This is a genomic window from Pseudomonas inefficax (assembly GCF_900277125.1).
GTDB classification, from domain to species: domain Bacteria; phylum Pseudomonadota; class Gammaproteobacteria; order Pseudomonadales; family Pseudomonadaceae; genus Aquipseudomonas; species Aquipseudomonas inefficax.
The window spans coordinates 13594-39556 of the sequence record NZ_OPYN01000224.1 but is presented as its reverse complement, the minus strand read 5'-3'; the positions used below and the strand labels follow the sequence as shown (position 1 = coordinate 39556).

The 25963-nt window shown below is 63.8% G+C and carries 27 protein-coding genes; 16 read left to right on the top strand and 11 right to left on the bottom strand.

Features of this window, described 5'->3' with window-relative positions:
- Positions 1-95: 95 nt before the first annotated feature.
- From purH to JV551A3_RS27895, 6 genes are all read right to left on the bottom strand, one after another.
- A complete protein-coding gene (gene purH / locus JV551A3_RS27920; RefSeq protein ID WP_063911866.1) occupies positions 96-1703 on the bottom strand; it encodes a bifunctional phosphoribosylaminoimidazolecarboxamide formyltransferase/IMP cyclohydrolase in 1608 nt (535 codons plus the stop codon).
- Between the two features lie 81 nt (positions 1704-1784).
- Positions 1785-2105, bottom strand: coding sequence for a DNA-binding transcriptional regulator Fis (fis, locus tag JV551A3_RS27915; RefSeq protein WP_012274390.1), 321 nt, complete (start codon positions 2103-2105; stop codon positions 1785-1787).
- The gene (dusB, locus tag JV551A3_RS27910; RefSeq protein WP_046613238.1) at positions 2102-3115 is read right to left on the bottom strand and encodes a tRNA dihydrouridine synthase DusB; all 1014 of its coding nucleotides are present in this window, start codon (positions 3113-3115) and stop codon (positions 2102-2104) included. Before dusB ends, fis begins: the two co-directional genes overlap by 4 nt.
- Before the next feature lie 254 nt (positions 3116-3369).
- Positions 3370-4740, bottom strand: a complete 1371-nt coding sequence (locus tag JV551A3_RS27905; protein ID WP_133975667.1) for a DUF3426 domain-containing protein — start codon at positions 4738-4740, stop codon at positions 3370-3372.
- Between the two features lie 42 nt (positions 4741-4782).
- Positions 4783-5661, bottom strand: coding sequence for a 50S ribosomal protein L11 methyltransferase (prmA, locus tag JV551A3_RS27900; RefSeq protein ID WP_133975665.1), 879 nt, complete (start codon positions 5659-5661; stop codon positions 4783-4785).
- Between the two features lie 198 nt (positions 5662-5859).
- Complete coding sequence (locus JV551A3_RS27895; protein WP_133975663.1) at positions 5860-6315, bottom strand: MaoC family dehydratase; 456 nt, start codon at positions 6313-6315, stop codon at positions 5860-5862.
- 143 nt (positions 6316-6458) lie between these two features.
- Between JV551A3_RS27895 and JV551A3_RS27890 the strand changes: the two genes are divergently transcribed.
- From JV551A3_RS27890 to JV551A3_RS27880, 3 genes are read left to right on the top strand one after another with little or no spacing between them, the layout of a single operon-like run.
- Positions 6459-6821, top strand: a complete 363-nt coding sequence (locus tag JV551A3_RS27890; protein ID WP_046613232.1) for a CidA/LrgA family protein — start codon at positions 6459-6461, stop codon at positions 6819-6821.
- Positions 6818-7534, top strand: a complete 717-nt coding sequence (locus tag JV551A3_RS27885) for an LrgB family protein (RefSeq protein ID WP_013974365.1) — start codon at positions 6818-6820, stop codon at positions 7532-7534. The genes JV551A3_RS27890 and JV551A3_RS27885 overlap by 4 nt, the downstream gene beginning before the upstream one ends.
- Before the next feature lie 9 nt (positions 7535-7543).
- On the top strand, positions 7544-8134 hold the full coding sequence (locus JV551A3_RS27880) for an LON peptidase substrate-binding domain-containing protein (RefSeq protein ID WP_133975661.1): 591 nt from the start codon (positions 7544-7546) through the stop codon (positions 8132-8134).
- A gap of 128 nt (positions 8135-8262) precedes the next feature.
- Here the strand turns inward: JV551A3_RS27880 and JV551A3_RS27870 are convergent, their stop codons facing one another.
- Together JV551A3_RS27870 and JV551A3_RS27865 are read right to left on the bottom strand one after the other, a co-directional pair.
- Positions 8263-9579: a bifunctional DedA family/phosphatase PAP2 family protein gene (locus JV551A3_RS27870; protein WP_133975659.1), complete on the bottom strand. Its 1317-nt coding sequence runs from the start codon at positions 9577-9579 to the stop codon at positions 8263-8265.
- 3 nt (positions 9580-9582) lie between these two features.
- A complete protein-coding gene (locus JV551A3_RS27865) occupies positions 9583-10251 on the bottom strand; it encodes a DNA-3-methyladenine glycosylase (RefSeq protein ID WP_112253629.1) in 669 nt (222 codons plus the stop codon).
- Between the two features lie 328 nt (positions 10252-10579).
- Between JV551A3_RS27865 and JV551A3_RS27860 the strand changes: the two genes are divergently transcribed.
- The 13 genes from JV551A3_RS27860 to JV551A3_RS27800 all read left to right on the top strand — a co-directional run bounded on the left by JV551A3_RS27860 (position 10580) and on the right by JV551A3_RS27800 (position 23044).
- On the top strand, positions 10580-11851 hold the full coding sequence (locus JV551A3_RS27860; RefSeq protein ID WP_133975657.1) for a glutamate-5-semialdehyde dehydrogenase: 1272 nt from the start codon (positions 10580-10582) through the stop codon (positions 11849-11851).
- Entirely contained in the window at positions 11820-12512 is a 693-nt protein-coding gene (gene nadD, locus JV551A3_RS27855; RefSeq protein ID WP_133975655.1) for a nicotinate-nucleotide adenylyltransferase, read from the top strand. The genes JV551A3_RS27860 and nadD overlap by 32 nt, the downstream gene beginning before the upstream one ends.
- A gap of 43 nt (positions 12513-12555) precedes the next feature.
- Positions 12556-12975 carry a ribosome silencing factor gene (rsfS, locus tag JV551A3_RS27850; RefSeq protein WP_009685825.1) on the top strand — a complete coding sequence of 140 codons (420 nt, stop codon included), beginning with the start codon at positions 12556-12558 and terminating at the stop codon, positions 12973-12975.
- Positions 12976-12985: 10 nt separating this feature from the next.
- Positions 12986-13453 (top strand): 23S rRNA (pseudouridine(1915)-N(3))-methyltransferase RlmH, encoded by a 468-nt coding sequence (gene rlmH, locus JV551A3_RS27845; protein ID WP_003249722.1) that lies wholly within the window; start codon positions 12986-12988, stop codon positions 13451-13453.
- A 16-nt stretch (positions 13454-13469) separates the two neighbouring features.
- On the top strand, positions 13470-15359 hold the full coding sequence (mrdA, locus tag JV551A3_RS27840; RefSeq protein ID WP_112253625.1) for a penicillin-binding protein 2: 1890 nt from the start codon (positions 13470-13472) through the stop codon (positions 15357-15359).
- A gap of 38 nt (positions 15360-15397) precedes the next feature.
- On the top strand, positions 15398-16501 hold the full coding sequence (gene rodA / locus JV551A3_RS27835) for a rod shape-determining protein RodA (RefSeq protein ID WP_166674314.1): 1104 nt from the start codon (positions 15398-15400) through the stop codon (positions 16499-16501).
- Between the two features lie 17 nt (positions 16502-16518).
- On the top strand, positions 16519-17529 hold the full coding sequence (gene mltB, locus JV551A3_RS27830) for a lytic murein transglycosylase B (protein ID WP_133975651.1): 1011 nt from the start codon (positions 16519-16521) through the stop codon (positions 17527-17529).
- Positions 17529-18530 (top strand): septal ring lytic transglycosylase RlpA family protein, encoded by a 1002-nt coding sequence (locus JV551A3_RS27825; protein WP_133975649.1) that lies wholly within the window; start codon positions 17529-17531, stop codon positions 18528-18530. The genes mltB and JV551A3_RS27825 overlap by 1 nt, the downstream gene beginning before the upstream one ends.
- Before the next feature lie 270 nt (positions 18531-18800).
- On the top strand, positions 18801-19961 hold the full coding sequence (locus tag JV551A3_RS27820) for a D-alanyl-D-alanine carboxypeptidase family protein (protein WP_085591614.1): 1161 nt from the start codon (positions 18801-18803) through the stop codon (positions 19959-19961).
- Positions 19962-20034: 73 nt separating this feature from the next.
- A complete protein-coding gene (locus tag JV551A3_RS27815) occupies positions 20035-20310 on the top strand; it encodes a DUF493 domain-containing protein (protein WP_003249736.1) in 276 nt (91 codons plus the stop codon).
- Complete coding sequence (lipB, locus tag JV551A3_RS27810) at positions 20310-20957, top strand: lipoyl(octanoyl) transferase LipB (RefSeq protein ID WP_085663573.1); 648 nt, start codon at positions 20310-20312, stop codon at positions 20955-20957. The genes JV551A3_RS27815 and lipB overlap by 1 nt, the downstream gene beginning before the upstream one ends.
- Before the next feature lie 2 nt (positions 20958-20959).
- Positions 20960-21976, top strand: a complete 1017-nt coding sequence (gene lipA / locus JV551A3_RS27805) for a lipoyl synthase (RefSeq protein WP_112253622.1) — start codon at positions 20960-20962, stop codon at positions 21974-21976.
- A 165-nt stretch (positions 21977-22141) separates the two neighbouring features.
- Positions 22142-23044, top strand: a complete 903-nt coding sequence (locus tag JV551A3_RS27800; protein WP_133975857.1) for a S66 peptidase family protein — start codon at positions 22142-22144, stop codon at positions 23042-23044.
- 131 nt (positions 23045-23175) lie between these two features.
- Here JV551A3_RS27800 and JV551A3_RS27795 read toward each other — a convergent pair whose 3' ends face one another.
- From JV551A3_RS27795 to holA, 3 genes are all read right to left on the bottom strand, one after another.
- Positions 23176-24492, bottom strand: a complete 1317-nt coding sequence (locus JV551A3_RS27795) for a lytic murein transglycosylase (protein ID WP_133975647.1) — start codon at positions 24490-24492, stop codon at positions 23176-23178.
- Positions 24493-24552: 60 nt separating this feature from the next.
- Positions 24553-24717 carry an alternative ribosome rescue factor ArfA gene (arfA, locus tag JV551A3_RS27790; protein ID WP_027917766.1) on the bottom strand — a complete coding sequence of 55 codons (165 nt, stop codon included), beginning with the start codon at positions 24715-24717 and terminating at the stop codon, positions 24553-24555.
- Positions 24718-24919: 202 nt separating this feature from the next.
- Positions 24920-25957 (bottom strand): DNA polymerase III subunit delta, encoded by a 1038-nt coding sequence (holA, locus tag JV551A3_RS27785; RefSeq protein ID WP_039613557.1) that lies wholly within the window; start codon positions 25955-25957, stop codon positions 24920-24922.
- Between the last annotated feature and the right edge of the window lie 6 nt (positions 25958-25963).

Genomic DNA, 25963 nt, shown 5'->3' with positions numbered 1-25963 from the left:
AGCGGGCGTGCCCGCGAATGCGGCGGTGCATGCACCATCGTATTCGCGGGCACGCCCGCTCCCACAGGATCGCCGCCTGCCCGGGATCCGCGTAATTAGTGGCGGAAGTGGCGCATTCCGGTGAAGACCATGGCGATGCCGGCTTCGTCAGCGGCAGCAATCACCTCGGCATCACGCATCGAACCACCCGGCTGGATCACGGCGCTGATACCTACTTTAGCCGCATTGTCGATGCCGTCGCGGAACGGGAAGAACGCATCCGACGCCATGACTGCGCCCTGCACTTGCAGGCCGGCATGCTCGGCCTTGATTGCAGCAATGCGCGCGGAGTTGACGCGGCTCATCTGGCCGGCGCCGACGCCGATGGTCTGGCGCTGCTTGGCGTAGACAATGGCGTTGGACTTGACGAACTTGGCCACTTTCCAGGCAAACACCAGGTCGTGGATCTCTTGCTCGGTCGGCGCACGCTTGGTGACGATCTTCAGGTCATCGGCAGTGATCATGCCGATATCGCGGCTTTGTACCAGCAGGCCACCGTTGACACGCTTGAAGTCCCAACCGGCTGCGCGCTCGGCTGGCCACTCGCCGCACTCCAGCAGGCGTACGTTCTGCTTGGCGGCAACCACGTCGCGCGCGGCCTGGGAGATTTTCGGGGCGATGATCACTTCGACGAACTGGCGGTCGACGATGGCCTTGGCGGTTTCGCCGTCCAGTTCGCGGTTGAAGGCGATGATGCCGCCGAACGCCGACTCGGTGTCGGTGGCGTAGGCCAGGTCGTAGGCCTTGCGGATGCCGCCTTCGTCCTCAGGTACCACGGCCACGCCGCACGGGTTGGCGTGCTTGACGATAACGCAGGCCGGCTTGACGAAGCTCTTCACGCACTCCAGTGCGGCGTCGGTGTCGGCAACGTTGTTGAACGACAGTTCCTTGCCCTGCAGCTGAATAGCGGTGGAAACGCTGGCTTCGCCTTTCTTCGCTTCTACGTAGAACGCCGCGCTCTGGTGCGGGTTCTCGCCGTAGCGCATTTCCTGGGCCTTGACGAACTGGCTGTTGAAGGTGCGCGGGAACTCGCTGCGGCCTTCAGTGCTCAGGGTCTCTTTGGCCTGGTCGATGGTGCCCATGTAGTTGGCGATCATGCCGTCGTAGGCAGCGGTGTGTTCGAACGCCTTGAGCATCAGGTCGAAGCGCTGGGCGTAGGTCAGGCCACCGGCCTTGAGGCCTTCGACGATACCGGCGTAGTCGCTGGCGTTGACCACGATGGCCACGTCCTTGTGGTTCTTGGCAGCTGAACGGACCATGGTCGGGCCGCCGATGTCGATGTTCTCGATGGCGGTCGGCAGGTCACAGCCAGGCTTGGAGATGGTCGCTTCGAACGGGTACAGGTTGACCGCTACCAGGTCGATCGGCTTGATGCCGTGCTCGTTCATGATGGCGTCGTCGGTGCCGCGACGGCCGAGGATGCCACCGTGGATTTTTGGGTGCAGGGTCTTGACCCGGCCATCCATCATTTCGGCGAAGCCGGTGTAGTCGGCCACTTCCACCGCGTTGACGCCGTTGTCCTTGAGCAGCTTGTAGGTGCCGCCGGTGGACAGGATCTCGACACCGAGCTGCTGCAGCTCACGGGCGAATTCGAGGATACCGGTCTTGTCGGAGACGCTGATCAGGGCGCGGCGGACTGGCAGGCGGGTAGTCTGGTCGGTCATTTCGGGTTCCAATAACGCGGTGGAGTCAGCAAAAAAGGCGCCTCTGTTCAGGGAGCCGCCTTTTCTGGTTGGGATTCTGGCTTACAACAAGTCGTACTGCTTGAGCTTCTTGCGCAGGGTACCTCGGTTCAGCCCGAGCATCTCGCTGGCCTTGGTCTGGTTGCCCTTCACGTAGTTCATCACGCTTTCGAGCAGGGGCGCCTCGACTTCGGAGAGCACCAGGTTGTACACGTCCGTCACGGTCGCGCCTTCCAGGTGGGCGAAGTAGTTGTGCAGCGCCTTCTCGACGCTGTCGCGAAGGGTCTGGCCCTCTTCGCTCGGCGTGTTGAGGTGCTGTTTCAGGTTGGCGTTGTCGCTCACGGGCGTTGTTCCACTCACAAATGTCTCGGTCATCATCGTCATGCGGCCACCCCTTGTCCGTCCTCTGTCTCAAGGCTCTGTCGACGTTCGCTGAAAAACGCGCGAACGTTGGCGCACTGCGCTTGTGTGTCTTCCAAAGCGTTGAACCGGGAGCGAAACTCCTTGCCGCCGGGTCGTGTTGCCAGGTACCAGCCAACGTGCTTGCGGGCGATACGTACGCCCATCACATCGCCATAGAAGGCATGCAGCGCGGCCAGGTGCTCCAGCAGGATGCGTTCCACTTCGTCCAGCTGCGGCGCTGGCAGGTGTTCGCCAGTGCGCAGGTAATGCTCGATCTCGCGAAAGATCCATGGCCGCCCCTGGGCGGCACGGCCGATCAACAGGCCATCGACCCCGGTGGCGTCCAGCACCGCCCGGGCCTTTTCTGGCGAGGTGATATCGCCGTTGGCGAAAACCGGGATCGACACCGCCTGCTTGATGGCAGCGATGGTGTCGTATTCGGCTTCGCCGGTGTACAGGTCGGCGCGTGTGCGGCCATGCACCGCCAGCGCCTGGATGCCGGCCTGCTCGGCGATCCTCGCCACGTTCAGGCCGTTCTTGTTCGCCCGGTCCCAACCGGTGCGGATCTTCAGGGTCACCGGAACGTCCACGGCGCCGACCACGGCGTGGAGAATCTCGCTGACCAAGGCTTCATCTCTCAATAAAGCAGAGCCTGCGGCTTTGTTGCAGACTTTTTTTGCCGGGCAGCCCATGTTGATATCAATGATCTGGGCACCTGCTTCGACGTTGGCCTTCGCCGCCGCTGCCATCATCTGCGCATCACCACCGGCGATCTGCACCGAGCGTGGCTCGGGATCACCTTCATGGATGCGGCGCAGGCTCGACTTGCGGCTGTTCCACAGGCTCATGTCGCTGGAGACCATTTCCGACACCACCATGCCGGCACCCAGGCGCTGGCAAAGTGTACGGAAAGGCTGATCCGTGACCCCGGCCATGGGCGCGAGGATCAGGTTGTTACGTAGTGTGTATGGGCCGATGCGTACCGCCGACATAGGTGATCCCTGTTGTGGGGCCGAATCTTGGAGTTCGAAAAAGGGTTGGCATGATACCCGCTCTCGATGACCGGATAAAGATGGATTTGGATAAAATCTGAACAGTTGTCGGCTTATGACTTTTGGTACGGATGAGGCCCCAGGACCTTGCGCGGCCCCTGTAGGAGCGGGCGTGCCCGCGAAGCAGGCGGCGCAATGGATGGCACGGGCTTCGCCCGTGTTCGCGGGCACGCCCGCTCCCACAGGGTTGGTGGCTATTCCGGCGAACGGAAGCTCAGGCTGTAGTTCACTGCCTTTGGCCCCGGGTCGAGGATGTCCAGGGCGATATGGATCGGAGTCTGGCTGGGCATTTCGCCACGTCCGGCCAGTTCGCCCGACAGGTACTCGCTGGGCTTGAAGCGCCGGCTGGCGATCAGCTGGCCGTTGAGATCGGCGAAGCGCAGCTCCAGCAGCGGGAAAGGCTGGGCGAACGGCGCGCGGTTGTAGATGATCGCATCGACGATCAGCGCGCCCTTGAAGTCCGGGTGGCTGCGTACCACCAGGTTGCTGCTCTTGATTCGGGCGATATCGACACGGGTCGGCACCTCGCAGCCGACCAGCGGGCAGACTTGCTGGAAGAGCGGCCGATATTGGTCCTGGCGGGCCATTTCGTCGAAATGGAACCACACGTACTGGAACGCCAGCAAGCCAGCGGCCAGCAGTGTCAGGAAGCCCCACAACAGGCGCTTGCCCCAGTTGGGTGCGGGCTTTTCCCAGCCCAGCTGCAGCGGGTCGTCGACCACGTCGACCAGCGGCTCCTTGCGCGCCGGGCGCTCGGCTTTGCCGGCAAGGCCTGGTTCCAGGCGTTCGCCGGGTAGCGGCTCGACAGGCTCGTCATCGCGCGCTGACAGGCGCAGCTCCAGCGGCTCGTCATCGCGGGCGCTCAGGCCCAGTATGGGGGCTTCATCATCGCTGGCTCTCAGCGGTTCGTCGAATTCAGGGTGGTCAGCGATTTCGGCGGCATGGCGTACCGGCGGCTCGTCGTCGATGTCCAGGTCCAGATTGCCGCTTAATGTCGGCTCGGTACGCTCGCCAGGCGCGGGTTCCAGATTCAGCTCCAGGGGCTCCGGCTCCCGCAGCACGGGTGCGGGTTCAATCTCCGGTTGCGGTTCGAACGGCTCATCGGTAGCCGTACCGAACAGGTCGTCGGCATGTTCGTCCGGGTGCAGTTCGTCACGCCGCGCCTGCAAGCCGTCATCCTGGCTTGCCGGGCGAGCCGTGGCCGGTTGGCCGCGGCGTTCCAGGCGCTCCAGCTCCATGTCGAGATCTAGCGCTTCCAGCGCCTGGGAGGTAAGTGCCCAGTCCTCGTCCGGGGTGATGCCCGGCGCGCTGGCGACAGGCTCGGGTTCGATCGCCGGTTCGATCGCCTCGACCGGCGGCTCGGCAGGGGCAGCTGGCATCGGCGCCGTCACCGCAGGGGCGCTGGCTCCGCTGGCGCGGTTCTGCTCCAGCAGCTGCCTGGCGGCGTTGAACACCTGCAAGCAGTGGCCGCAGCGCACTACGCCGCGGGCCACACTCAACTGGTGATGGGTGACGCGAAAGCTGGTCTGGCAATGCGGGCACTGGGTGACGAAACTGTCGGTCATGCGGCGATCCGGGAGCTGTGCAGAAAAGTATTCTAGGCCTGCTTAACGGCGGCGACCACTGATGCGCACCCAGCCGTCGCGCACGACGATCGGGTCCAGCTCGAAGTCGGCGGCATACGCGGCGGCAACTTCCTCACCTTGCTCGGCGAGGATACCCGACAGCGCCAGCAGGCCACCTGGGCGGACCAGGCCGGACAGTTGCGGTGCCAGCGACACCAGCGGGCCGGCGAGGATGTTGGCGACCAGTACATCGGCCTGCATGGTCGGCATGTTCTCGGGCAGGTACAGCGCCAGCTTCTCGTCGGCGATGCCGTTGCGCTGGGCGTTGTCGCGCGAAGCCTCGATCGCCTGCACGTCGATATCGGTACCGACCGCCTCACGGGCGCCCAGCAGCAGCGCGGCGATGGCCAGGATGCCCGAACCGCAGCCGAAGTCCAGCACCTGGGTGCCTTCGAGCTGCTGGCCGTCGAGCCATTCCAGGCACAGGGCAGTGGTGGGGTGCGTGCCGGTACCGAACGCCAGGCCTGGGTCGAGCAGCAGGTTCACCGCGTCCTGTTCCGGGGCCTCGTGCCAGCTGGGCACGATCCACAGGCGGCGGCCGAAGCGCATCGGCTGGAAGTTGTCCATCCAGCTACGTTCCCAATCCTGGTCCTCGATCACCTCGGCCTGGTGCTCGGGCAGCTCGGCGCCAGTCAGCAGGCGCAGGTGGGAGAACACCTGCTCGGGCTCGGCATCGGCCTCGAACAGGGCCAGCAGGTGGGTATGCGACCACAGCGGAGTGGTGTTGAGGTCTGGTTCGAAGATCGGTTGATCCTCGGCATCCATGAACGTGACCGAGACGGCACCCACTTCGAGCAGGGCGTCTTCGTAGGTTTCGGCTTGTTCCGGGCTGATGGCCAGGCGTACTTGCAGCCAGGGCATGGCGGGCACCTTTGGTAAATCGACAGGGGCAGCCCAAGGCTGCGCGAAGGCTGGCAGTTTACGCGAGTGCGGGGGATTTGTGGATCGGGGCTGCTTTGCAGCCCATTCGCAGCACAAGGCTGCTCCTACAGGAGGTCGCATACCCCGGTAGGAGCAGCCTTGTGCTGCGAATAGGGCGCGAAGCGCCCTCAGAATGCATCAGACAAAACAGAGCGAAAGCGACTCAGCTATATAAGCAGGCTTCTCTTCACCATCGATCTCCAGCGTGGCAATCGCCTTGAGCAACCACTGCCCCGGCCTCTTCTCCGTCACCTCGGCCAGATCCACCTTGAGCCGGACCTGGCTGTCGACCTTGACCGGCTGGATGAACCGCACGCTGTCCAGGCCATAGTTCACCACCATCTTCAGCCCTTCCGGAAGGACCAGGATGTCCTCGATCAGCTTCGGAATCAGCGACAACGTCAGGAAACCGTGGGCGATCGTGCTGCCAAACGGGGTCTTTGCCGCCTTTTCGGGGTCGACGTGGATGAACTGGAAATCTCCCGTTGCTTCGGCGAACAGGTTGATGCGCTGCTGGTCGATCTTCAGCCAGGCCGAGTGGCCCAGTTCCTTACCAACGTACTGCGAAAGCTCTGTAACCGGTACATGGGGCATCGCGGACTCTCCGAGTTGTAAGTTGGTACGAAAGTGCAAGATCAGCACGACGAACCGTTTCAGTCAAGTTGCGCGCTTTTCGACGAATATCGGTATGTGGCGGCACATGCTTATAATGGCGGCCATGCTCGAGGGAGATGCTTATGCTGTTGCGTGGTTTGACCTGGCTGGTGCTGTTCCAGCTGCTGGGGACGGCAATCAACCACCTGTTGGTGCCGTTTCTGCCGGGGCCGATCATCGGCCTGTTGCTGCTGTTGTTCTTCCTCATGGCCCGTGGTGAGGTGGGCAAGCCGCTGAACGAGGCCGCCAGCAGCCTGCTGCGTTACCTGCCGCTGTTGCTGGTGCCGCCAGCGGTGGGGGTGATGGTGTATGCCAAGGATATTGCCGCCGACTTCTGGGCCATTGCCGGTGCCTTGCTGATCTCCTGCCTTGTGACCCTGGTGTTCGTCGGCGTGTTGATGCAAAAGCTCATCCACCGCCAGGGCCGACGCGAGGAGCAGCCATGATGCTCGACTGGCAAGGCGCACTGGATGCGGTCGTTCATCATCCGTTGTTCGGTATCGGCATCACGCTTGGGGCCTACCAGGTGGTACTGGCGGCCTACGAGAAGACCCGCTGGATCTTCCTGCAGCCGGTACTGGTATCGATGCTGCTGGTGATCGGCGTGTTGCTGGTGTGTGGCATCGACTACAGCGAATACCGCAAGAGCACCGAAATCATGAACATCCTGCTGGGGCCTGCCACCGTGGCCCTGGCCGTGCCGCTCTACCTCAACCTGCGGCGTATCCGGCAGCTGTTCTGGCCCACATTTACTACGCTGGTAGTCGGAGGCCTGTTCGCCACGCTGTGCTGCCTGTTGCTGGGCTGGTGGTTCGGTGCCGAGCACATGATTCTCATGACCATGGCGCCGAAGTCGGTGACCTCGCCAATCGCCATGCTGGTGGCCGAGCAGATTGGCGGCGTGGCGGCCCTGGCTGCGGTGTTCGTGTTGATTACCGGGGTGATCGGAGCAATCTTCGGTCCGGCGCTGCTGAGCCGTTTTGGCGTGCATAGCCCCGAGGCGCGCGGCATGTCGCTGGGCGTGACGGCACACGCGGTGGGCACTTCGGTGGCCCTGCAGGAAAGTGACGAATGCGGCGCCTTTGCCGCGCTGGCGATGAGCCTGATGGGGGTGGCCACGGCGGTATTCCTGCCGCTGGCGGTCAGCCTGGTGGCTTGAGGACTTGTGATGACGCTACCGCTGTTTCCTCTCAATACCGTGCTGTTTCCTGGTTGTTTCCTCGATTTGCAGATTTTCGAGGCGCGCTACCTGGACATGATCGGGCGCTGCATGAAGCGGGGCGAAGGTTTTGGTGTGGTATGCATCCTGGAAGGCGAGCAGGTTGGCAAGGCGCCGCCAGTGGTCGCCTCGATCGGCTGCGAGGCAGTGATCCGTGACTTCGTGCAGCAGGATAACGGCTTGCTGGGTATCCGCGTGGAAGGTGTGCGACGCTTCAATCTGGATAGCACCGAGGTGCAGAAGGACCAGTTGCTGGTAGGGCAGGTGCAATGGTTGCCGGAGCAGGTGGACAGCCCGTTGCTCGAGGTGGATGAAGATCTGCTGGCGTTGCTGGTGGCCCTGGGCGAGCACCCGATGGTCGAAGCCCTGGACATGCCGCGCCCGGTGGACGGGCGCCAGGCGTTGGCCAACCAGCTGGCGTACCTGCTGCCGTTCATGGAGGAGGACAAGCTGGATTTGCTCAGCCTCGACTCGCCACAGGAGCGGTTGGGCGAGATCCAGAAGCTGCTGGAGCGGATTCAGGGTGAATTGTTTGCCTGATCAGCCTTCACTGCCTGTGCCGGCCTCTTCGCGGGCTCGCCCGCTCCCACAGGTACTGCCTCAGGCTTGAGAGCGACGCTATCTCTGTGGGAGCGGGCAGGCTCGCGAAGAGGCCGGTACTGGCGACATCAATACTGATACCGCAGCAAAGCCTGCGGCAGCGCATGCATGGCAAAGAACGCCAGCAACGCGACACACGCCGGCAACACCAGCCACCACACCCGCAGTGGCAGTGCCGGCAGGGTCTGGTGACGCTGCGCCAGTGCCAGGCTGAGCGCGCACACACAGCATGCCAGCAAGGCCCCGGCGAGGATGTCAGTCGGCCAGTGCGCGCCCAGATACACCCGTGACAGGGCAATCGCCAGCGCCGGAATGCAGCCCAGCATTACCCAGGTCAGGCGCATCCGCGGCGGCTGCCCGCGCCCGGCCAGTACCGCCATTACCAGGAAGAACGCAAACGACGCCGAGCTGTGCCCGCTGGGCATGCTGTAGCTGGTCAGCGGGTCACTCAGCACTTCGGGGCGGGCGCGCGCGAACAGCCACTTCAGCGTGCCATTGGCAAATGCCGTACCCATCAGCGCGCCCGCGGCGAACATCGCATGCCGCCACTGCCGGGCAAGCAGCAACAGGCCCGTCAGCAGGCCGCCGAGGAATAACTGGGTGCGGAAGTCGCCCAGCCGGGTCACCAGCACCACGGCGCCATCGATGGCCTGGCTGCGGTGCTCCTGCACCAGTGTCATCACGCCCTGGTCGAACTCGTGCAGGTAGGGCCAGCCGAGGAATACCCCGGCCAAGGCAAGGAAACTCATGCCGGCGATCAGCCGGGTGCCGTGGCGTTGATCGCGAATGCTGGTGTTCAGGCTCAGCCCGATGATGACTGCCAGGGTGCCGGCGATGATCCCGGCGTCCAGCCAGAACCCTTCCGGCAAGGGCAGACGCATGGCTGCGCCGGTAGCCCAGCCGGGCAGCAAATAAGCCACCGCCCAGCCGGCACCGGCCACCAGGCTGACGGCGATGAAGCGCGGCAGCGGCATGTCGAACATGCCGGCGACCATCGGCAGCATCGGCCGCAACGGCCCTATGAAACGCCCTACCAGCAGGCTGGCGATGCCGTAGCGCTGGAAATAGGCCTCGGCGCTGCCTATCCATTCCGGATGGTGGCGCAGCAGGGGCAAGCGGCGAATGTTCTGGTGGAAGTACTTGCCCACCGTGTACGACAAGGCATCGCCAACCAGGCCACCGAGAAAGCCCAGCAGGAGGGTTTCGCCCAGACTGAAGGTGCCGCTGCCGGCCAGTACCGCAACCGCGAACAGTAGTACGGTGCCTGGCACGATGATGCCGGCAATGGCCAGGCACTCGATGCAGGCCACCAGGAATATTGCCAGGCCAAGCCACTGCGGGTTGGCGCTGAGCCAGCCAGTCAGGCTGTCGAGCCATTGGCCCATGGTTCAGCTTCCTTGTTCGAGAATGAAGAAGTCGCGGCCTTCGACTTGGCCACGACGTAACGGGTTCCGCGTGCAGAAACGGGCGTACTCGGCATCGACGAAACGGTAGGGCAGGTGCTCGTCGCGGCCATGCGGGATGCCCAGGCGGGCAGCCTGGATCACCCGTGGCACGGCGTTGCCGCAATCTTCCACGTACAGGCGCTCGGCATCGAAACGCTGGGCATCCCAGTGCGGCACCTTCAGGCCCAGCGCCCGGCACAGCAAGGTCTGGCCGGCGCACAGTCGCTCGACGGGGCGCAGATTGCCGCTGGCATCGGGGTTGTTCAGTTGCATCTGCGCCAGGCTGTTCGGCCCTGAACGGGCGTCCTGCCAAGGATAGGCCGACTTGATCAGCACGGCGTTGCCTGGCCCGTGGGCGCTGAAGTTCAGCGAGTCGCCGCCGCGCGCGTAGTACATATAGATATGCCCGCCATCGAGGAACAACGCCTTGCGTTTCTCGGTGTAGCCGAGCGAGGCGTGGCTGCCCTTGTCGGTGAGGTAGTAGGCCTCGGTCTCGATGATGCGCGCGGCCAACCATAGGTCGCCGTGGCGATGGCGGATGACCTTGCCCAGCAAGGCCTTGGCCAGGGTTTGGGCATCGCGGTCGAAAAAGCTGTCGGGCAAGGCTGGCATGCGGGCGGTTCGCGGTTGGGGAGGCGGGGATGATAGCAATGAATGGCTTAATCGAGGCTGAATCAAGAGTGATGTTGGCAGGGTCGGCCTCTTCGCGGGTAAACCCGCTCCCACAGGGAATTTACAAGGCTCGAGTCATGCAACCCCTGTGGGAGCGGGTTTACCCGCGAATAGGCCGCAGTAGGAGCAAGAAATTTCGTTAAGCGCAGTTACATCTTTCCTGCACAATGCCCCCAGCCATTTTCTACCATCCGCCACCCGCCGCTGGGCGTACACCTGCGCGCCAGTTATAATCAGCCGATTTCCCCTTCGCCAAGACACCGAACCCATGACTGAGTCCGTTCTTGACTATATGACCCGCCTGGGTCGCGCTGCCCGAGAGGCTTCCCGGGTGATCGGTCGTGCCAGCACCGCGCAGAAGAACCGCGCCCTGCAAGCTGCCGCCGACGCACTGGACGCCGCTCGTGCCGAGCTGACTGCTGCCAACGAGCTGGACCTGGCCGCGGGCCGCGCCAACGGCCTGGAGCCTGCGCTGCTCGATCGCCTGGCGCTGACCCCGGCGCGTATCGACGGCATGATCACCGGCCTGCGCCAGGTGGCCAGCCTGCCGGACCCGGTCGGTGCCATTCGCGACATGAGCTACCGCCCATCGGGTATTCAGGTCGGCAAGATGCGCACGCCGCTGGGGGTGATCGGGATCATCTACGAATCGCGCCCGAACGTGACCATCGATGCCGCCAGCCTGTGCCTGAAGTCTGGTAACGCGACCATCCTGCGCGGCGGCTCCGAAGCCATCCACTCTAACCGCGCCATCGCCACCTGCATCCAGCGTGGCCTGGCCGCTGCCGGCCTGCCGGCAGCCGTGGTGCAGGTGGTCGAGACTACCGACCGCGAAGCCGTGGGCGCGCTGATCAGCATGCCGGAATTCGTCGACGTCATCGTGCCGCGCGGTGGCCGTGGCCTGATCGAACGCATCAGCCGCGATGCCCGAGTGCCAGTGATCAAGCACCTTGACGGAATCTGCCATGTCTACGTCAGCCGGCACGCCGACCTGGACAAGGCCTGGCGCGTGGCGTTCAACGCCAAGACGTACCGCTACGGCATCTGTGGCGCCATGGAAACGCTGCTGGTCGACCAGCAGGTGGCCGAGCGCTTCCTGCCGGAAATGGCCCGCCGCTTCCTGGAGAAGGGCGTCGAACTGCGTGGCTGCGAGCGCACCCGGGCGATCATCGACGCCAAGCCGGCCAGCGAGGCCGACTGGCACACCGAATACCTGGACGCGATCCTGTCGATCCGCGTGGTCGACGGCCTGGATCAGGCGATCGAGCACATCAACCACTATGGCTCGCATCACACCGATTCGATCATCAGCGAACACCAGGGCGAAGCCCGCCAGTTCATGGCCGAGGTCGACTCGGCGTCGGTCATGCTCAACACCCCGACCTGCTTTGCTGACGGCTTCGAGTACGGCCTGGGTGCGGAAATCGGCATTTCCACAGACAAGCTGCATGCCCGTGGCCCGGTCGGCCTGGAAGGCCTGACCTGCGAGAAGTACGTAGTGATCGGCGATGGCCAGCTGCGCGGCCAGGAGTCCTGCTGAGTTGAGCAAGGCCCAGGCAGTCCGGCGCATCGGCATTCTTGGCGGCACCTTCGACCCCGTGCACATCGGCCACCTGCGCAGCGCGCTGGAAGTGGCGGAGTTCATGGGGCTGGACGAGCTGCGCCTGCTGCCCAACGCCCGGCCGCCGCACCGTGACACCCCGCAGGTGGCTGCGCAGGACCGCCTGGCCATGGTGCAAGGCGCCGTGCAGGGCGTGCCCTGCCTGAGCGTGGATGACCGCGAGCTGGCGCGCGACAAGCCGTCGTACACCATCGACACGCTGGAGTCGATCCGCGCCGAACTGGCCGCCGACGACCAGCTGTTCCTGGTGCTGGGTTGGGATGCCTTCTGTGGCCTGCCCGGCTGGCACCGCTGGGAAGAATTGCTGCAACACTGTCACATCCTGGTGCTGCAGCGCCCGGATGCCGACGTAGAACCCCCTGACGAGCTGCGCAACCTGCTGGCTGCGCGCTCGGAGAGCGATCCCACCGCCATGTCCGGCCCGGCGGGAAACATTTCGTTCGTCTGGCAGACGCCGCTTGCGGTGTCGGCTACACAGATCCGACAGCTGCTGGCCAGCGGCAAATCGGTGAGGTTCCTGGTGCCGGACGCCGTACTGGCCTACATCGAGGCGCACGAACTGTATCGTGCACCTAACTGACGGTGCCTCTGGCGCCTCATCCAACGAGTTGAACGAGTTTTATATGACCAAGCAGAAAATTTACGGCGAAGAACTGGTCGCAGTGACCAAGGCCGCGCTGGAAGACGTCAAGGCCCAGGACATCCAGGTCATCGACGTGCGTGAAAAGCACAGCCTGACCGACTACATGATCATTGCCACCGGTACCTCCAACCGCCAGATCAACGCGATGGCCGAAAAGGTCCGCGAGGCGGTAAAGGCCAAGGGTGCCCAGCCACTGGGTGAAGAAGGCAAGGGCGACAGCGACTGGGTGCTGCTGGACCTGAACGACGTCATCGTGCACATGATGACCGCCGCTGCCCGCCAGTTCTACGACCTGGAGCGCCTGTGGCAAGGTGCCGAGCAGAGCCGTGCTGCTGATGGCAAGCACCACAGCCCGGACCATGCCCACGAGTACTCCGACAAGCTCAAAGACCGCGAATAAGGAAAGCGCTGTGCGTCTGCGCCTGATCGCGGTCGGCTCGCGCATGCCGAAGTGGGTCGAGGAAGGCTGGCATGAATATGCCAAGCGCCTGCCCGCCGAGCTGTCGCTGGAGCTGGTGGAAATCCCGCTGAACACCCGAGGCAAGAATGCCGACGTCGCCCGCCTGATCCGTCAGGAGGGCGAGGCCATGCTGAGCAAGGTTCAGCCAGGGGAACGCATCGTTACCCTCGAGGTCCATGGCAAGCCCTGGAGTACCGAGCAGCTGGCTACCGAGCTGGACCGCTGGCGCCTGGATGCGCGCACGGTGAATTTGATGGTGGGTGGCCCGGAAGGCCTGGCGCCCGAGGTCTGCGCGCGCGCCGAGCAACGCTGGTCGCTGTCGCCGCTGACCTTGCCGCACCCATTGGTAAGGATACTCATCGGCGAGCAGATCTACCGCGCCTGGACCGTGCTGTCCGGGCATCCTTACCATAAATGAGCCTGTAAGCAGTCCGATGTCGCAGCCGATCCGTCTCAAGGACCACGAGAAAGACGCCCGCCTGGTGCGCAACCGCGTCGTGGTCGGCGCAGTGGCGATCATGCTGCTTATTTGCGTGTTGATTGCGCGGCTGTACTACCTGCAGGTCATCCAGCACGACTATCACTCGACGCTGTCGGAGAACAACCGGGTGCATGTGCAGCCGATCCCGCCGACCCGCGGGCTGATCTTCGACCGCAACGGGGTGATCGTCGCCGACAACCGGCCCAGCTTCAGCCTGTCGATGACCCGCGAACGTGCGGGTAACTGGCAGGAAGTGCTGGATACCATCGTCGAAGTGCTGGAGCTTACGCCCGACGACCGCGCCCTGTTCGAGAAGCGCATGCGTCAGGGTCGCCGGCCGTTCGAGCCGGTGCCGATCCTGTTCGAACTCAACGAAGAGCAGATCGCCCGCGTGGCGGTGAACCAGTTCCGCCTGCCGGGCGTGGAAGTGGTGGCCCAGTTGGTACGCCATTACCCGCAGGGCGCGCACTTTGCCCATTCGGTGGGGTATGTGGGGCGGATCAACGAAAAAGAGCTGAAAACGCTGGACCCGGTGAACTACAGCGGCACCCACCACATCGGCAAGACTGGCATCGAACGCTTCTACGAGGCCGAATTGCATGGCCAGGTGGGCTACGAGGAAGTCGAGACCAACGCCCGCGGCCGTGTGCTGCGGGTGCTCAAGCGCACCGACCCGAAACCGGGCAAGGACATCGTGCTGAGCCTGGACATCAAGCTGCAGGAGGCCGCCGAGGCCGCCCTGGGTGGCCGGCGTGGTGCTGTGGTGGCGCTTGACCCGCGTACCGGCGAGGTGCTGGCGATGGTCAGCCAGCCCAGCTTCGACCCCAACCTGTTCGTCACCGGCATCGGCTTCAAGGCCTATGCCGAACTGCGAGACTCGATCGACCGACCGCTTTTCAACCGCGTGCTGCGCGGCCTGTATCCGCCTGGCTCGACCATCAAGCCGGCGGTGGCCATCGCCGGCCTGGACAGCGGTGTGGTCAATGCCGGCAGCCGGGTGTTCGACCCAGGGTACTACCAGCTGCCCAACTACGATCACAAATACCGTAACTGGAACCGCTCGGGCGATGGCTGGGTCGACCTGGACGCCGCGATCATGCGTTCCAACGACACCTACTTCTACGACCTTGCCCACAAGATGGGCATCGATCGGCTGTCCAGCTACATGAACAAGTTCGGCATCGGCCAGCGGGTTTCCCTCGACATGTTCGAGGAATCCGCCGGGCTGATGCCGTCGCGCGAGTGGAAGCGCGCCACCCGCCGCCAGGCCTGGTTCCCCGGCGAAACCCTGATCCTCGGCATCGGCCAGGGCTACATGCAGGCCACGCCGCTGCAACTTGCCCAGGCCACGGCGCTGATCGCCAACAAGGGTGTGTGGAACCGCCCGCATCTGGCCAAGACCATCGAAGGCCAGCCGCCGGTGGACGACAACCCCATGGAAAACATCGTGCTGCGTGACAAGTCCGACTGGGCCAAGGTCACTCATGGCATGGAGCAGGTGATGCACAACGCTCGTGGTACCGCACGCAAGGCGGCCATCGGCTCGCAGTACCGCATTGCCGGCAAGAGTGGTACGGCCCAGGTGGTGGCGATCAAGCAGGGCGAGAAGTACGACCGCAACAAGCTGCAGGAGCGCCACCGCGACCACGCCCTGTTCGTCGCCTTCGCCCCGGCCGAGGACCCGAAGATCGTCGTTTCAGTGATGGTCGAGAACGGTGAGTCCGGCTCGGGCGTCGCCGCCCCGGTGGTGCGCCAGGTGATGGACGCCTGGCTGCTCGACGAAAACGGCCGGCTCAAGCCCGAGTTCGCGCCTGCCACCGTTACCCAGGAATCAGCCCTGTGATGAACAATTTCGATCGCATGCTCTCCAGCGAGGATGTGATGCGTAGGCGCGCCAGCTTTCTGCAGCGCATCCACGTCGACGGCCCTTTGCTGGTCATTCTGCTGACCCTTGCGGCCGGCAGCCTGTTTGTTCTGTATTCGGCCAGTGGCAAGAACTGGGACCTGCTGCTCAAGCAGGCCACCTCGTTCGGCATCGGCCTGGTGTCGATGTTCATCATCGCCCAGCTGGAGCCGCGCTTCATGGCCCGTTGGGTGCCGCTGGCCTACCTGGCCGGGGTGTTGTTGCTTGTGGTGGTGGACGTGATGGGCCACAACGCCATGGGCGCCACGCGCTGGATCAACATCCCCGGGGTGATCCGCTTCCAGCCCTCGGAGTTCATGAAGATCATCATGCCGGCGACCATCGCCTGGTACCTGTCCAAGCGCACCTTGCCGCCGCATCTGAAGCATGTGGCGATCAGCCTGGTGCTGATCGGCGTGCCGTTCATCCTGATCGTGCGCCAGCCCGACCTGGGCACGGCGCTGCTGATCCTTGCCTCCGGGGCCTTCGTGCTGTTCATGGGCGGCCTGCGCTGGCGCTGGATCCTCAGCGTACTGGCGGCTGCGGTGCCGGTTGCGGTGGCGATGTGGTTCTTCGTGATGCACGACTACCAGAAGCAGCGGGTGCTGACCTTCCTCGACCCGGAAAGCGACCCGTTGGGCACTGGCTGGAACATCATCCAGTCGAAGGCGGCCATTGGCTCGGGCGGCGTGTTCGGCAAGGGTTGGTTGCTCGGCACCCAGTCGCACCTGGACTTCCTGCCGGAAAGCCACACCGACTTCATCATCGCCGTGCTCGGCGAGGAATTCGGCCTGGTCGGCATCTGTCTGCTGCTGATCGTCTACCTGCTGCTGATCGGCCGCGGCCTGATGATCACCGCCCAGGCGCAGACCCTGTTCGGCAAGCTGCTGGCGGGCAGCCTGACCATGACCTTCTTTGTATACGTGTTCGTCAATATCGGTATGGTCAGCGGCCTTCTGCCCGTAGTGGGCGTGCCGCTGCCCTTCATCAGCTATGGCGGAACTTCGTTGGTGACGCTGCTGTCAGCGTTTGGCGTTCTGATGTCGATCCACACGCACCGCAAATGGATCGCTCAGGTTTGAATAAGGTGAAGAATTTCATGCAAGCAGTGCGTAACTGGGCTGCCCGTTGTGCGCCGTGGATCGGCGCGGTGGGCCTGTTCGGCGCTGTACAGCTGGCCCATGCCGGCGATTACCAAGGCTCGCCCCAGGTGGCCCAGTTCGTTGGTGAAATGAGCCGCGACTATGGCTTTGCCCCTGAGCAGCTGATGGCTGTGTTCAGTGAGGTGCAGCGCAAACAGTCGATCCTCGACGCCATTTCGCGCCCGGCCGAACGGGTAAAACCGTGGAAGGACTACCGGCCGATGTTCATCACTGACGCGCGCATTGCCCGCGGTGTGGACTTCTGGCGCCAGCACGAGGCGGTGCTGGCCCGTGCCGAGCAGGAATACGGCGTGCCGGCACAGTACATCGTCGCCATCATCGGCGTGGAAACCTTCTTTGGTCGCAACACCGGCAACTACCGGGTGATCGATGCGTTGTCGACCCTGGGCTTCGACTACCCGCCACGGGCCGAATTCTTCCGCAAGGAGCTGCGCGAATTCCTGCTGCTGGCCCGTGATGAGCAGCTCGATCCGCTGACGCTCAAAGGCTCCTACGCTGGCGCCATGGGCCTGCCGCAGTTCATGCCGAGCAGCTTTCGCAACTTCGCGGTGGACTTCGACGGTGATGGCCACATCAATATCTGGAACAACCCGGACGATGCCATCGGCAGCGTGGCCAGCTACTTCAAGCGCCACGGCTGGGTGGCTGGCGAAGGTGTGGTCAGCCGCGCCTGGGCGGACGGTGGGCGCGCCGACGAAGGCCTGACCACCGGCATCGAACCGGTAAAAACCGTTGGGGAGTTGCGCACGCTTGGCTGGTCGGTCCATGATTCGCTGCGCGATGATCTGCCGGTTACCGCCTTCCGTCTCGAGGGCGACAATGGCCCCGAGTACTGGATGGGCCTGAAGAATTTCTACGCGATCACTCGCTACAACCGCAGCGTGATGTATGCCATGGCGGTGCATCAGCTATCGGAACAGCTGGTTCAAGCACGGGGCGTCAAGTAATGCGCGCAATCATCTCTGGCAACTCTTTCAAGCTGCTCACCTGCCTCGCCGTCAGCGTGGTGTTGGCCAGCTGTTCGTCCAACCGCCCGCCCAAGCAAAGCAGTGGCAACGTGGTGCGCACCCAGCCGGGCCTGGACATCAACCGGGCGCACAAGGACGGCGCGCCGTGGTGGGACGTGGATGTGAACAAGATCCCCGACGCCACGCCAACCGTGCACACCGGCAACTACAAGGCCAACCCGTACACGGTACTGGGCAAGACCTACTACCCGATGCAGGACTCGCGCAATTATCGCGCGGAGGGTACCGCGTCGTGGTACGGCACCAAGTTCCACGGCCAGAACACCGCCAACGGCGAGCTGTACGACCTGTACGGCATGAGCGCGGCGCACAAGACCCTGCCGCTGCCGGCCTACGTGCGGGTGACCAACCTGGCCAACGGCCGCAGCGTGATCTTGCGGGTGAACGACCGTGGCCCGTTCTATTCGGACCGCATCATCGACCTGTCCTACGCTGCGGCGAAAAAGCTTGGTTATGCCGAGATCGGTACCGCGCACGTGCGCGTCGAAGGCATCGACCCGCAGCAGTGGTGGGCCCAGCGTGGCCAGACACCACCGATGGTGCTGAAAGAGCCGCAGGTAGCCCAGACCCAGGCAATCCCGGCCAGTACCGGGCGCGTCGAGCAATGGACCCCGCCGCCCCAGCAGCACGCGGCGCCGGTGGTGCCGGTGCAGGTGGCTGGCAACAACGTGCCGGCCGGCAATGGCGGCAGCTTCCTGCAGGTGGGCGCCTTCGCCAATCCGGACGCCGCCGAACTGCTGCGCTCCAAGCTCAGCAGCATGGTCAGCGCGCCAGTGTTCATCAGCTCGATCGTGCGAAACCAGCAGACCCTGCACCGCGTGCGCCTGGGGCCGATCAACAGCCAGGGCGAGATCCAGCAAGCGCAGGACAGCATCCGCCTGGCGAACCTTGGGCAAGCCAAGCTGGTCACAGCTGACTGACCGCGTTGCCTTCTTCGCGGGCACGCCCGCTCCCACAGGGGCATGCGAAACCCTGTGGGAGCGGGCGCGCCCGCGAAGAAGGCAACACCAAACTGTCGGTTTTGTCATGAATTGCCGGGCGCGGGCATGTACAATGTTGGCTTTTGCCCGCAGCGACATAAAGCCGCAGTTTGCGAGCCTGGCCTACGGCCACAAAAACTAGCCTGACTGGCGCTGGGCACATGATCTTGCCCAGGGAACATCAGACCATTAGCGATTTTCGAGAGACGGATGAACATCACCAACCTTGCCAAACGACTTTGCCTGCCCGTACTGCTGATGATCACGCCTGCTGCCTTCGCGGCTGAGCAGATGACGCCGGCACCACCGCAACTGGCAGCCAAGTCCTACGTACTCATGGACGCGTCCAGCGGCAACGTGCTGGTCGAGAACAACGGTGACGAGCGCCTGCCGCCGGCCAGCCTGACCAAGCTGATGACCGCCTACATCGCCACCCTGGACATCCGCCGCGGCCAGATCGGTGAAAACGACCCGGTTACCGTCAGCGAAAACGCCTGGCGTACCGGTGGCTCGCGCATGTTCATCAAGGTGGGCAGCCAGGTGACCGTCAGCGACCTGCTGCACGGCATCATCATCCAGTCCGGCAACGACGCCTCGGTCGCCCTGGCCGAGCACATCGCCGGCAGCGAAGACGCCTTCGCCGACATGATGAACAAGACCGCTGCCGACCTGGGCATGGCCAACAGCCACTTCATGAACCCGACCGGCCTGCCGCACCCGGAGCACTACTCGTCGGCTCACGACATGGCTACCCTGGCCCGTGCGATCATCAACGTCGACCCGGCCCACTACGCCATCTACTCGCAGAAAGAGTTCTTCTGGAACAACATCAAGCAGCCAAACCGCAACCTGCTGCTGTGGCGTGACAAGACCGTCGATGGCCTGAAGACCGGCCACACCGACGAAGCCGGCTACTGCATGGTGGCTTCGGCCGTTCGCGATGGCCAGCGCCTGATCGCCGTGGTGTTCGGTACCAACAGCGAGCAGTCGCGTGCTGCCGAGACCCAGAAGCTGCTGACCTACGGCTTCCGCTTCTTCGAAACCCAGACCTTCTACCAGAAGGGCACCGAGCTGACCAAGTCGCCGGTCTGGAAAGGTGCGACTGGCGAAGTGAAGGCCGGCCTGGCCAACGACCTGACCCTGACTATGCCTAAAGGCCAATTGAAGCGCCTTCAGGCTTCGATGACCATGAACCCGCAGCTCACCGCGCCAATCGCCAAAGGTGACGTGATCGGCAAAGTGGAAGTCAAACTGGACGAGAAAGTGGTTCACAGCGCCGACCTGATCGCCCTCGATGGCGTCGAGGAAGGTGGTTTCTTCCGCCGTATGTGGGATAGCATCCGTCTATTCTTCTACGGGTTGTTCAACTGATACGTGACCTGCATGCCCCCGCGTATCCAGCGGGGGCGTTGTTGTTGCCACGGCTTACGAGGCCGTTTCCGCCATGAGCGAACCAGACGTCAAGTCGCACAAGATCGAATTCCCCTGCGACGATTACCCGATCAAGGTCATCGGTGACACCGTTGTCGGCTTCAAGGACACGGTGATCGAGATCCTGAGCAAGCACGCCAAGGTCGACCTTTCCACCCTGGCCGAGCGCCAGAGCAAGGAAGGCAAATACACCACCGTGCAATTGCACATCGTTGCCGAAAGCGAGAACCAGCTGCACGATATCAACAGCGCCCTGCGCGCTACCGGCATCGTGAAAATGGTGCTCTGATGTCCGCCTGCCTCGGTTTTCGCGAGCTTGGCCTGCAGCCCTATGAACCGGTGCTGGAGGCCATGCGTCGCTTCACCGAGCAGCGCAGCACGGACAGCCAGGATGAAGTCTGGCTGGTCGAGCACCCTGCGGTCTTCACTCAGGGCCAGGCCGGCAAGGCCGAGCACCTGCTGGTGCCGGGCGACATCCCGGTGGTACAGACCGATCGCGGTGGCCAGGTGACCTACCATGGCCCCGGGCAGCTGGTGGCCTACCTGCTGCTGGATGTGCGGCGACTGGGTTTTGGCGTGCGTGAGCTGGTCAGCCGTATCGAGCAGACGCTCATCGACCTGCTCGCCAGTTACGATGTCCAGGCCGCGGCCAAGCCCGATGCCCCGGGCGTCTATGTCGACGGAGCGAAAATCGCCTCCCTCGGCCTGCGAATCCGCAACGGCCGTTCGTTCCACGGCCTTGCCCTGAACGTGGACATGGACCTTGCGCCATTCCGCCGAATCAACCCCTGCGGCTATGCGGGGCTGGCGATGACCCAGCTGCGCGACCTGGCAGGTCCGATCGAACTCGACGAGGTCAGGACAAGGCTGCGCGGACAGCTGGTCAAGCACCTCGACTACGCTGAGCAGACGACCCTCACGGGCGGAATCGACTGAATATGACAACTGTGCAAGAAGCCGTGCCGAACCTGACACCCTCCCAGGATGCCACCCCGCGCCCAGCGCCGAAGAAGGTGGAAGCCGGGGTCAAGCTGCGTGGTGCCGAAAAGGTGGCGCGCATCCCGGTGAAGATCATCCCTACCGAAGAGCTGCCGAAGAAGCCCGACTGGATTCGCGTGCGTATCCCGGTGTCGCCCGAGGTAGACCGTATCAAGCAGCTGCTGCGCAAGCACAAGCTGCACAGCGTGTGTGAAGAGGCGTCCTGCCCGAACCTGGGCGAGTGCTTCTCCGGAGGTACCGCCACCTTCATGATCATGGGCGACATCTGCACCCGTCGTTGCCCGTTCTGCGACGTTGGCCACGGCCGGCCGAAACCGCTGGACCTCGATGAGCCGAAGAACCTTGCGGTTGCCATCGCCGACCTGCGCCTGAAGTACGTGGTAATCACCTCGGTGGACCGCGACGACCTGCGTGACGGTGGTGCCCAGCACTTTGCCGACTGTATCCGCGAAATCCGTGCGTTGTCGCCGGGCGTACAGCTAGAGACCCTGGTGCCGGACTACCGTGGGCGCATGGATATTGCCCTGGAGATTACCGCGCAAGAGCCGCCGGATGTGTTCAACCACAACCTCGAGACCGTACCGCGCCTGTACAAGGCCGCGCGTCCGGGTTCGGACTACGACTGGTCGCTGGACCTTCTGCAGAAGTTCAAGCAGCTGGTGCCGCACGTACCGACCAAGTCGGGCCTGATGCTCGGCCTGGGCGAGACCGACGAGGAAGTGATCGAAGTGATGCACCGCATGCGTGAGCATGACATCGACATGCTCACCCTCGGCCAGTACCTGCAACCGTCGCGCAGCCACCTGCCGGTGCAGCGTTTCGTCCACCCGGACACCTTCGCATGGTTCGCCGAGGAAGGTTACAAGATGGGCTTCAAGAACGTTGCCTCCGGCCCGCTGGTACGTTCTTCGTACCACGCTGACCAGCAGGCTCACGAAGCCAAGATCAAGCTCTGATCAAAGTTTGGGCCAAATGCCGATGCATGCCGGAAGGCGGCATCGGCATTTTTGTTGAGGGGGTTTCCTTGTGCTCGGGTTTGGCCCACGCGAATAGAATCACGCCCTTCGACCTGCAAGGAGTTGCATGTGAATTGCCTTGAGCGTATCCAACCCTATCTGCCGATGGCGTTGCTGCCCGGCGCCTGCTTTGGCATCGTTGCGCCCGCTGGCCCTGCCCGGCTGGATACCGAGAAGGCCACCCGATGGTTTGCCGAGCGCGGCTACCGGTGCCGGATCTACCCAGGGGCACACCAAGCCCAGGGCTACCTGGCGGGGCCGGACCAGCAGCGGTTGCAGGACTTGCATGATGCCTTTGCCGACCCGGCCATCGACGCCATTTTGTGCATGCGTGGGGGGTACGGCAGCATGCGCCTGCTAGACCAGCTCGATTTCGAACTGATCCGGCGCAACCCCAAACCGCTGATCGGTTACAGCGACATCACCGCGCTGCACACGGCGATCTACCGGCATACCGGGATGCTCACCTTCCATGGCGGGATGCTCAATGCCGACCTGCTGGGGGGCAAGTTGGCGCCAACCGAGGCTTCGTTGCTGGCGCAGCTGGGTGGGCATGTGCGGGCCGGAGAGCAGATCGAGCACCCTGCTGACTTCGCCTTGAGCAGCGTGCTGCATGGGGTGGCCAGCGGGCCGCTTCTGGGCGGCAACCTGTCGATGCTGGGCGCGACCCTGGGGACGATTGCCGAGCTGGATACGCAGGGCTGCATCCTGTTCATCGAGGACGTCAACGAGCCGCTTTACCGGGTGGACCGCTTGCTCACCCAGCTGCGCCTGGCGGGCAAGCTGGAGGGGGTGAAGGGTGTTCTGGTAGGGGATTTTGCCGGGATTACCACTGCGGCATTGACGCCCCTGCTAAAGGATATCTTCGCGCCACTGGGTGTGCCGGTGCTGGCCGGGTGGCGCAGTGGGCATTGTGACCCGAATGTGTGCTTGCCGTTGGGGGCTCGGGTCAGGCTGGACAGTGTCCAGCAAACGCTGGTGCTGGAGCAGGACTTGTTCAAGGCTTGAGATTGCCGGGGCTGCTTTGCAGCCCATCGCGACACAAGGCCGCTCCTACAGGAGAGCGCGTTACCCCGATGGTTCGCGATCGCTTGTAGGAGCGGCCTTGTGTCGCGATGGGCCGCGTAGCGGCCCCAAGGTTACTGCTGACGCAGGCTCTCGAGCAGCTTGTGCGTCGGATACCCATCCGCCGGCCACCCAAGCCCCTGCTGCGCATTGCGGATCGCCTTGCGGGTATTGGCGCCAATGATGCCATCGGCATTGCCGGCTTCGTGCCCTTTGCTGTTCAACAGGTTCTGCAGCTCCATGCGCTCGCTGCGGCTGAGCGGCAGGTCTTCTTTTGGCCAGCTGCCGGCAATGAAGCCCCAGCCCGTGAAGCGGTCACCCAGCAGGCTTACCGCCAGCGCGTAGGACGACGAATTGTTGTACTTGAGAATGGCGCGGAAGTTGTCCAGTACCAGGAACGCCGGGCCACGCGCGCCCGCTGGCAGCAGCAGGGCGGCAGACAGCTGGTTGCTGCCCACCGGTAACTGGGTACCGGCTGGCAGTTTCACGCCCATCGCCAGCCACTCGCTCACCGGCTTGCGCAGGGCGCCATCGGCCTGCCAGTAATCGAAGTCAGCCGGCACCTGTACTTCGAAGCCCCACGGCTGGCCACGTTTCCAGCCCGAGCTCTGCAAGTAGTGCGCGGTCGAGGCCAGGGCGTCTGCCGTGCTGTTCCAGATGTCACGGCGGCCATCGCCATCGAAGTCTACGGCATGGGTGTTGTAGGTGGTCGGGATGAACTGGGTCTGGCCCATGGCGCCGGCCCACGAGCCACGCATGGCCTCAGGCAGGATATCGCCATGCTGGATGATCTGCAGCGCGGCGATCAGCTGGTCCTGGGCGAACTGCGGGCGGCGGCCCTCATAGGCCAGGGTAGCCAGCGAGCGGATCACCGACTTGTTGCCCTGAAACTGACCGAAATTGCTTTCCATGCCCCATACCGCGACCAGCACTTGGCGATCGACGCCATAGCTTTGCTCGATGCGGGTCAGCAGTTCGGCGTTCTGTTCCAGCAGCTTCTTGCCGTTGCGCACGCGCAAAGGCGACAGGGCGCCTTCGAGGTATTCCCATACCGGACGGGTGAACTCCGGCTGGCTGCGATCGGCCTTGATCACGTCCATGTCGGGGGTGACGCCGAGGAAGGCGCGGTCGAAGGTGTCCTGCGAAATGCCGGCTTGCAGGGCTTGCTGGCGAAAGCCTGCTTGCCATTGCGCGAAGGTTTGCAGAGGCTGGATTTCAGTGCTGGTATCGGGCGTCGTACCGGGCAGGGTCACCACCGGGGTGGGCTGGGCAGGGGCCAGCGGCAGGGCATCGGCGGCGGTGGGCTTTTCTGCGCAGGCCACTAGCAGGATGAAACTGGAGGCCGCGATCAGCTGACGGGTTTTCCAGCGGGGGAGAAGACTGAGGAGCATTCACAGATCCAGAATTGCAGGTCAGGTGACGACCATACCATGCCTGCGCTTTCGATGCTTTCATGCAGCCAAAAAGTAGGAAGCCTCCCAATCTCTCGATTGGAAGGCTTCGCGGCGGTAGCTGCCTTTGCCCTTGTCTGGCCGTTCCTGGCGGCAGCGGAACAGTGGTTGGGCGATGATCGACTTGGCCTTGTTGGGGCCGTGCTTTTTCGGCTTTTTGCTCATGGCGGGGTTCCCGGGTTGGGTGGGTTTCGCGGCGCACTGTAGGGGCTTGGGGCAGGGTGGGGCCAATTGATTGTGTATATGGTCGAGATGCTGGGGGCATTGCAGCCCTGTGGGAGCGGGCGTGCCCGCGAACACCGGCGAAGCCGGTGCCATCCACCGCGTCGCCTGATTCGCGGGCATGCCCGCTCCCACAGTGGCCCCATTACTCGGGAGGTAGTGTCAGGCGCTGGCCGGCCATCAGCAGCGACAAGCGCGCCAGGCCTGTCCAGGGCGAGCCCTCGGCCTGGCCCTTGATCTGTGCATCGATACGCTGGGCATCCTGCAGCAACTGCGCCCAGCGCTGCGCCGACAGGCGCTGCAGGGCCTTGCTGACCAATGGCCGGCGTTTGTCCCAGACCGGCGGGCGGGCCTGGCTGAAAGCCTTGTCCAGCGGTACGCCCTGGCTGAACTGCTGGGCCAGCCCCGCCAGCTGGCGTAACTCTCGGGCCAGGGCCCAGAGAATCACCGGTGGCTCCACGCCTTCACCGCGCAAGCCTTCAAGCATCCTCAACGCATGCGCAGCTTCGCCGTTGAGAATGGCATCGACCAGGCCAAAGACATCGAAACGGGCGCTGTCGGCGACGGCGGCCTGTACGGTCTCCACAGTGATCTGGTTGCCTTCGGCGAGCAGCTTGAGCTTTTCGATTTCCTGTGCGGCCGCCAGCAGGTTGCCTTCCACGCGCGCGGCAATCAGGTCGACGGCGTCACGCTGTGCCGACAGGCCGGCCTGTTGCAGGCGCTGATTGATCCACTGTGGCAGCTGGTGCACATCCACCGGCCAGATCTGGATGAACTGGCAGTGGGCACCTTCGATCAGCGCCTTGCCCCACTTGGTCTTCTGTGCGCTGCCGTCGAGCTTGGGCAGGCTGACCAGCAGCAGAGTATCTTCGGCGGGGTTGGCGCAGTATTCCATCAGCGCAGCAGCGCCCTTGTCACCGGGCTTGCCCGAGGGCAGGCGCAACTCCAGCAGGCGGCGCTGGGCGAACAGGGACAGGCTGGCGCCGGCCTGGAGCAGGGTACCCCAGTCGAAGTTGGCGTCGGCACTGAATACCTGGCGTTCGTCGAAGCCCTGCTGGCGCGCGGCGTTGCGGATGGCGTCAGCGGCTTCCTGGCACAGCAGCGGGTCGTCGCCGCTGACCACGTAGACCGGTGCCAGGGCGCCTTGCAGGTGCTTGTTGAGTTGGGCGGGGGCGAGCTTCATGGGATA

Bases quoted from the DNA above. Each gene is read 5' to 3' on its own strand.
- lipA (WP_112253622.1), top strand. From the start codon at position 20,960: ATGACAACTGTGCAAGAAGCCGTGCCGAACCTGACACCCTCCCAGGAT.
- JV551A3_RS27870 (WP_133975659.1), bottom strand. From the start codon at position 9,579: ATGGGCCAATGGCTCGACAGCCTGACTGGCTGGCTCAGCGCCAACCCG.
- JV551A3_RS27895 (WP_133975663.1), bottom strand. From the start codon at position 6,315: ATGCCCCATGTACCGGTTACAGAGCTTTCGCAGTACGTTGGTAAGGAA.
- rodA (WP_166674314.1), top strand. From the start codon at position 15,398: ATGCGTAGGCGCGCCAGCTTTCTGCAGCGCATCCACGTCGACGGCCCT.
- lipB (WP_085663573.1), top strand. From the start codon at position 20,310: ATGTCCGCCTGCCTCGGTTTTCGCGAGCTTGGCCTGCAGCCCTATGAA.
- prmA (WP_133975665.1), bottom strand. From the start codon at position 5,661: ATGCCCTGGCTGCAAGTACGCCTGGCCATCAGCCCGGAACAAGCCGAA.
- dusB (WP_046613238.1), bottom strand. From the start codon at position 3,115: ATGTCGGCGGTACGCATCGGCCCATACACACTACGTAACAACCTGATC.
- rsfS (WP_009685825.1), top strand. From the start codon at position 12,556: ATGACCAAGCAGAAAATTTACGGCGAAGAACTGGTCGCAGTGACCAAG.
- JV551A3_RS27860 (WP_133975657.1), top strand. From the start codon at position 10,580: ATGACTGAGTCCGTTCTTGACTATATGACCCGCCTGGGTCGCGCTGCC.
- fis (WP_012274390.1), bottom strand. From the start codon at position 2,105: ATGACGATGATGACCGAGACATTTGTGAGTGGAACAACGCCCGTGAGC.
- JV551A3_RS27800 (WP_133975857.1), top strand. From the start codon at position 22,142: ATGGCGTTGCTGCCCGGCGCCTGCTTTGGCATCGTTGCGCCCGCTGGC.
- holA (WP_039613557.1), bottom strand. From the start codon at position 25,957: ATGAAGCTCGCCCCCGCCCAACTCAACAAGCACCTGCAAGGCGCCCTG.
- nadD (WP_133975655.1), top strand. From the start codon at position 11,820: ATGGCCAGCTGCGCGGCCAGGAGTCCTGCTGAGTTGAGCAAGGCCCAG.
- purH (WP_063911866.1), bottom strand. From the start codon at position 1,703: ATGACCGACCAGACTACCCGCCTGCCAGTCCGCCGCGCCCTGATCAGC.
- JV551A3_RS27880 (WP_133975661.1), top strand. From the start codon at position 7,544: ATGACGCTACCGCTGTTTCCTCTCAATACCGTGCTGTTTCCTGGTTGT.
- JV551A3_RS27815 (WP_003249736.1), top strand. From the start codon at position 20,035: ATGAGCGAACCAGACGTCAAGTCGCACAAGATCGAATTCCCCTGCGAC.
- arfA (WP_027917766.1), bottom strand. From the start codon at position 24,717: ATGAGCAAAAAGCCGAAAAAGCACGGCCCCAACAAGGCCAAGTCGATC.
- mltB (WP_133975651.1), top strand. From the start codon at position 16,519: ATGCAAGCAGTGCGTAACTGGGCTGCCCGTTGTGCGCCGTGGATCGGC.
- JV551A3_RS27825 (WP_133975649.1), top strand. From the start codon at position 17,529: ATGCGCGCAATCATCTCTGGCAACTCTTTCAAGCTGCTCACCTGCCTC.
- JV551A3_RS27820 (WP_085591614.1), top strand. From the start codon at position 18,801: ATGAACATCACCAACCTTGCCAAACGACTTTGCCTGCCCGTACTGCTG.
- JV551A3_RS27885 (WP_013974365.1), top strand. From the start codon at position 6,818: ATGATGCTCGACTGGCAAGGCGCACTGGATGCGGTCGTTCATCATCCG.
- JV551A3_RS27905 (WP_133975667.1), bottom strand. From the start codon at position 4,740: ATGACCGACAGTTTCGTCACCCAGTGCCCGCATTGCCAGACCAGCTTT.
- JV551A3_RS27795 (WP_133975647.1), bottom strand. From the start codon at position 24,492: ATGCTCCTCAGTCTTCTCCCCCGCTGGAAAACCCGTCAGCTGATCGCG.
- JV551A3_RS27865 (WP_112253629.1), bottom strand. From the start codon at position 10,251: ATGCCAGCCTTGCCCGACAGCTTTTTCGACCGCGATGCCCAAACCCTG.
- mrdA (WP_112253625.1), top strand. From the start codon at position 13,470: ATGTCGCAGCCGATCCGTCTCAAGGACCACGAGAAAGACGCCCGCCTG.
- JV551A3_RS27890 (WP_046613232.1), top strand. From the start codon at position 6,459: ATGCTGTTGCGTGGTTTGACCTGGCTGGTGCTGTTCCAGCTGCTGGGG.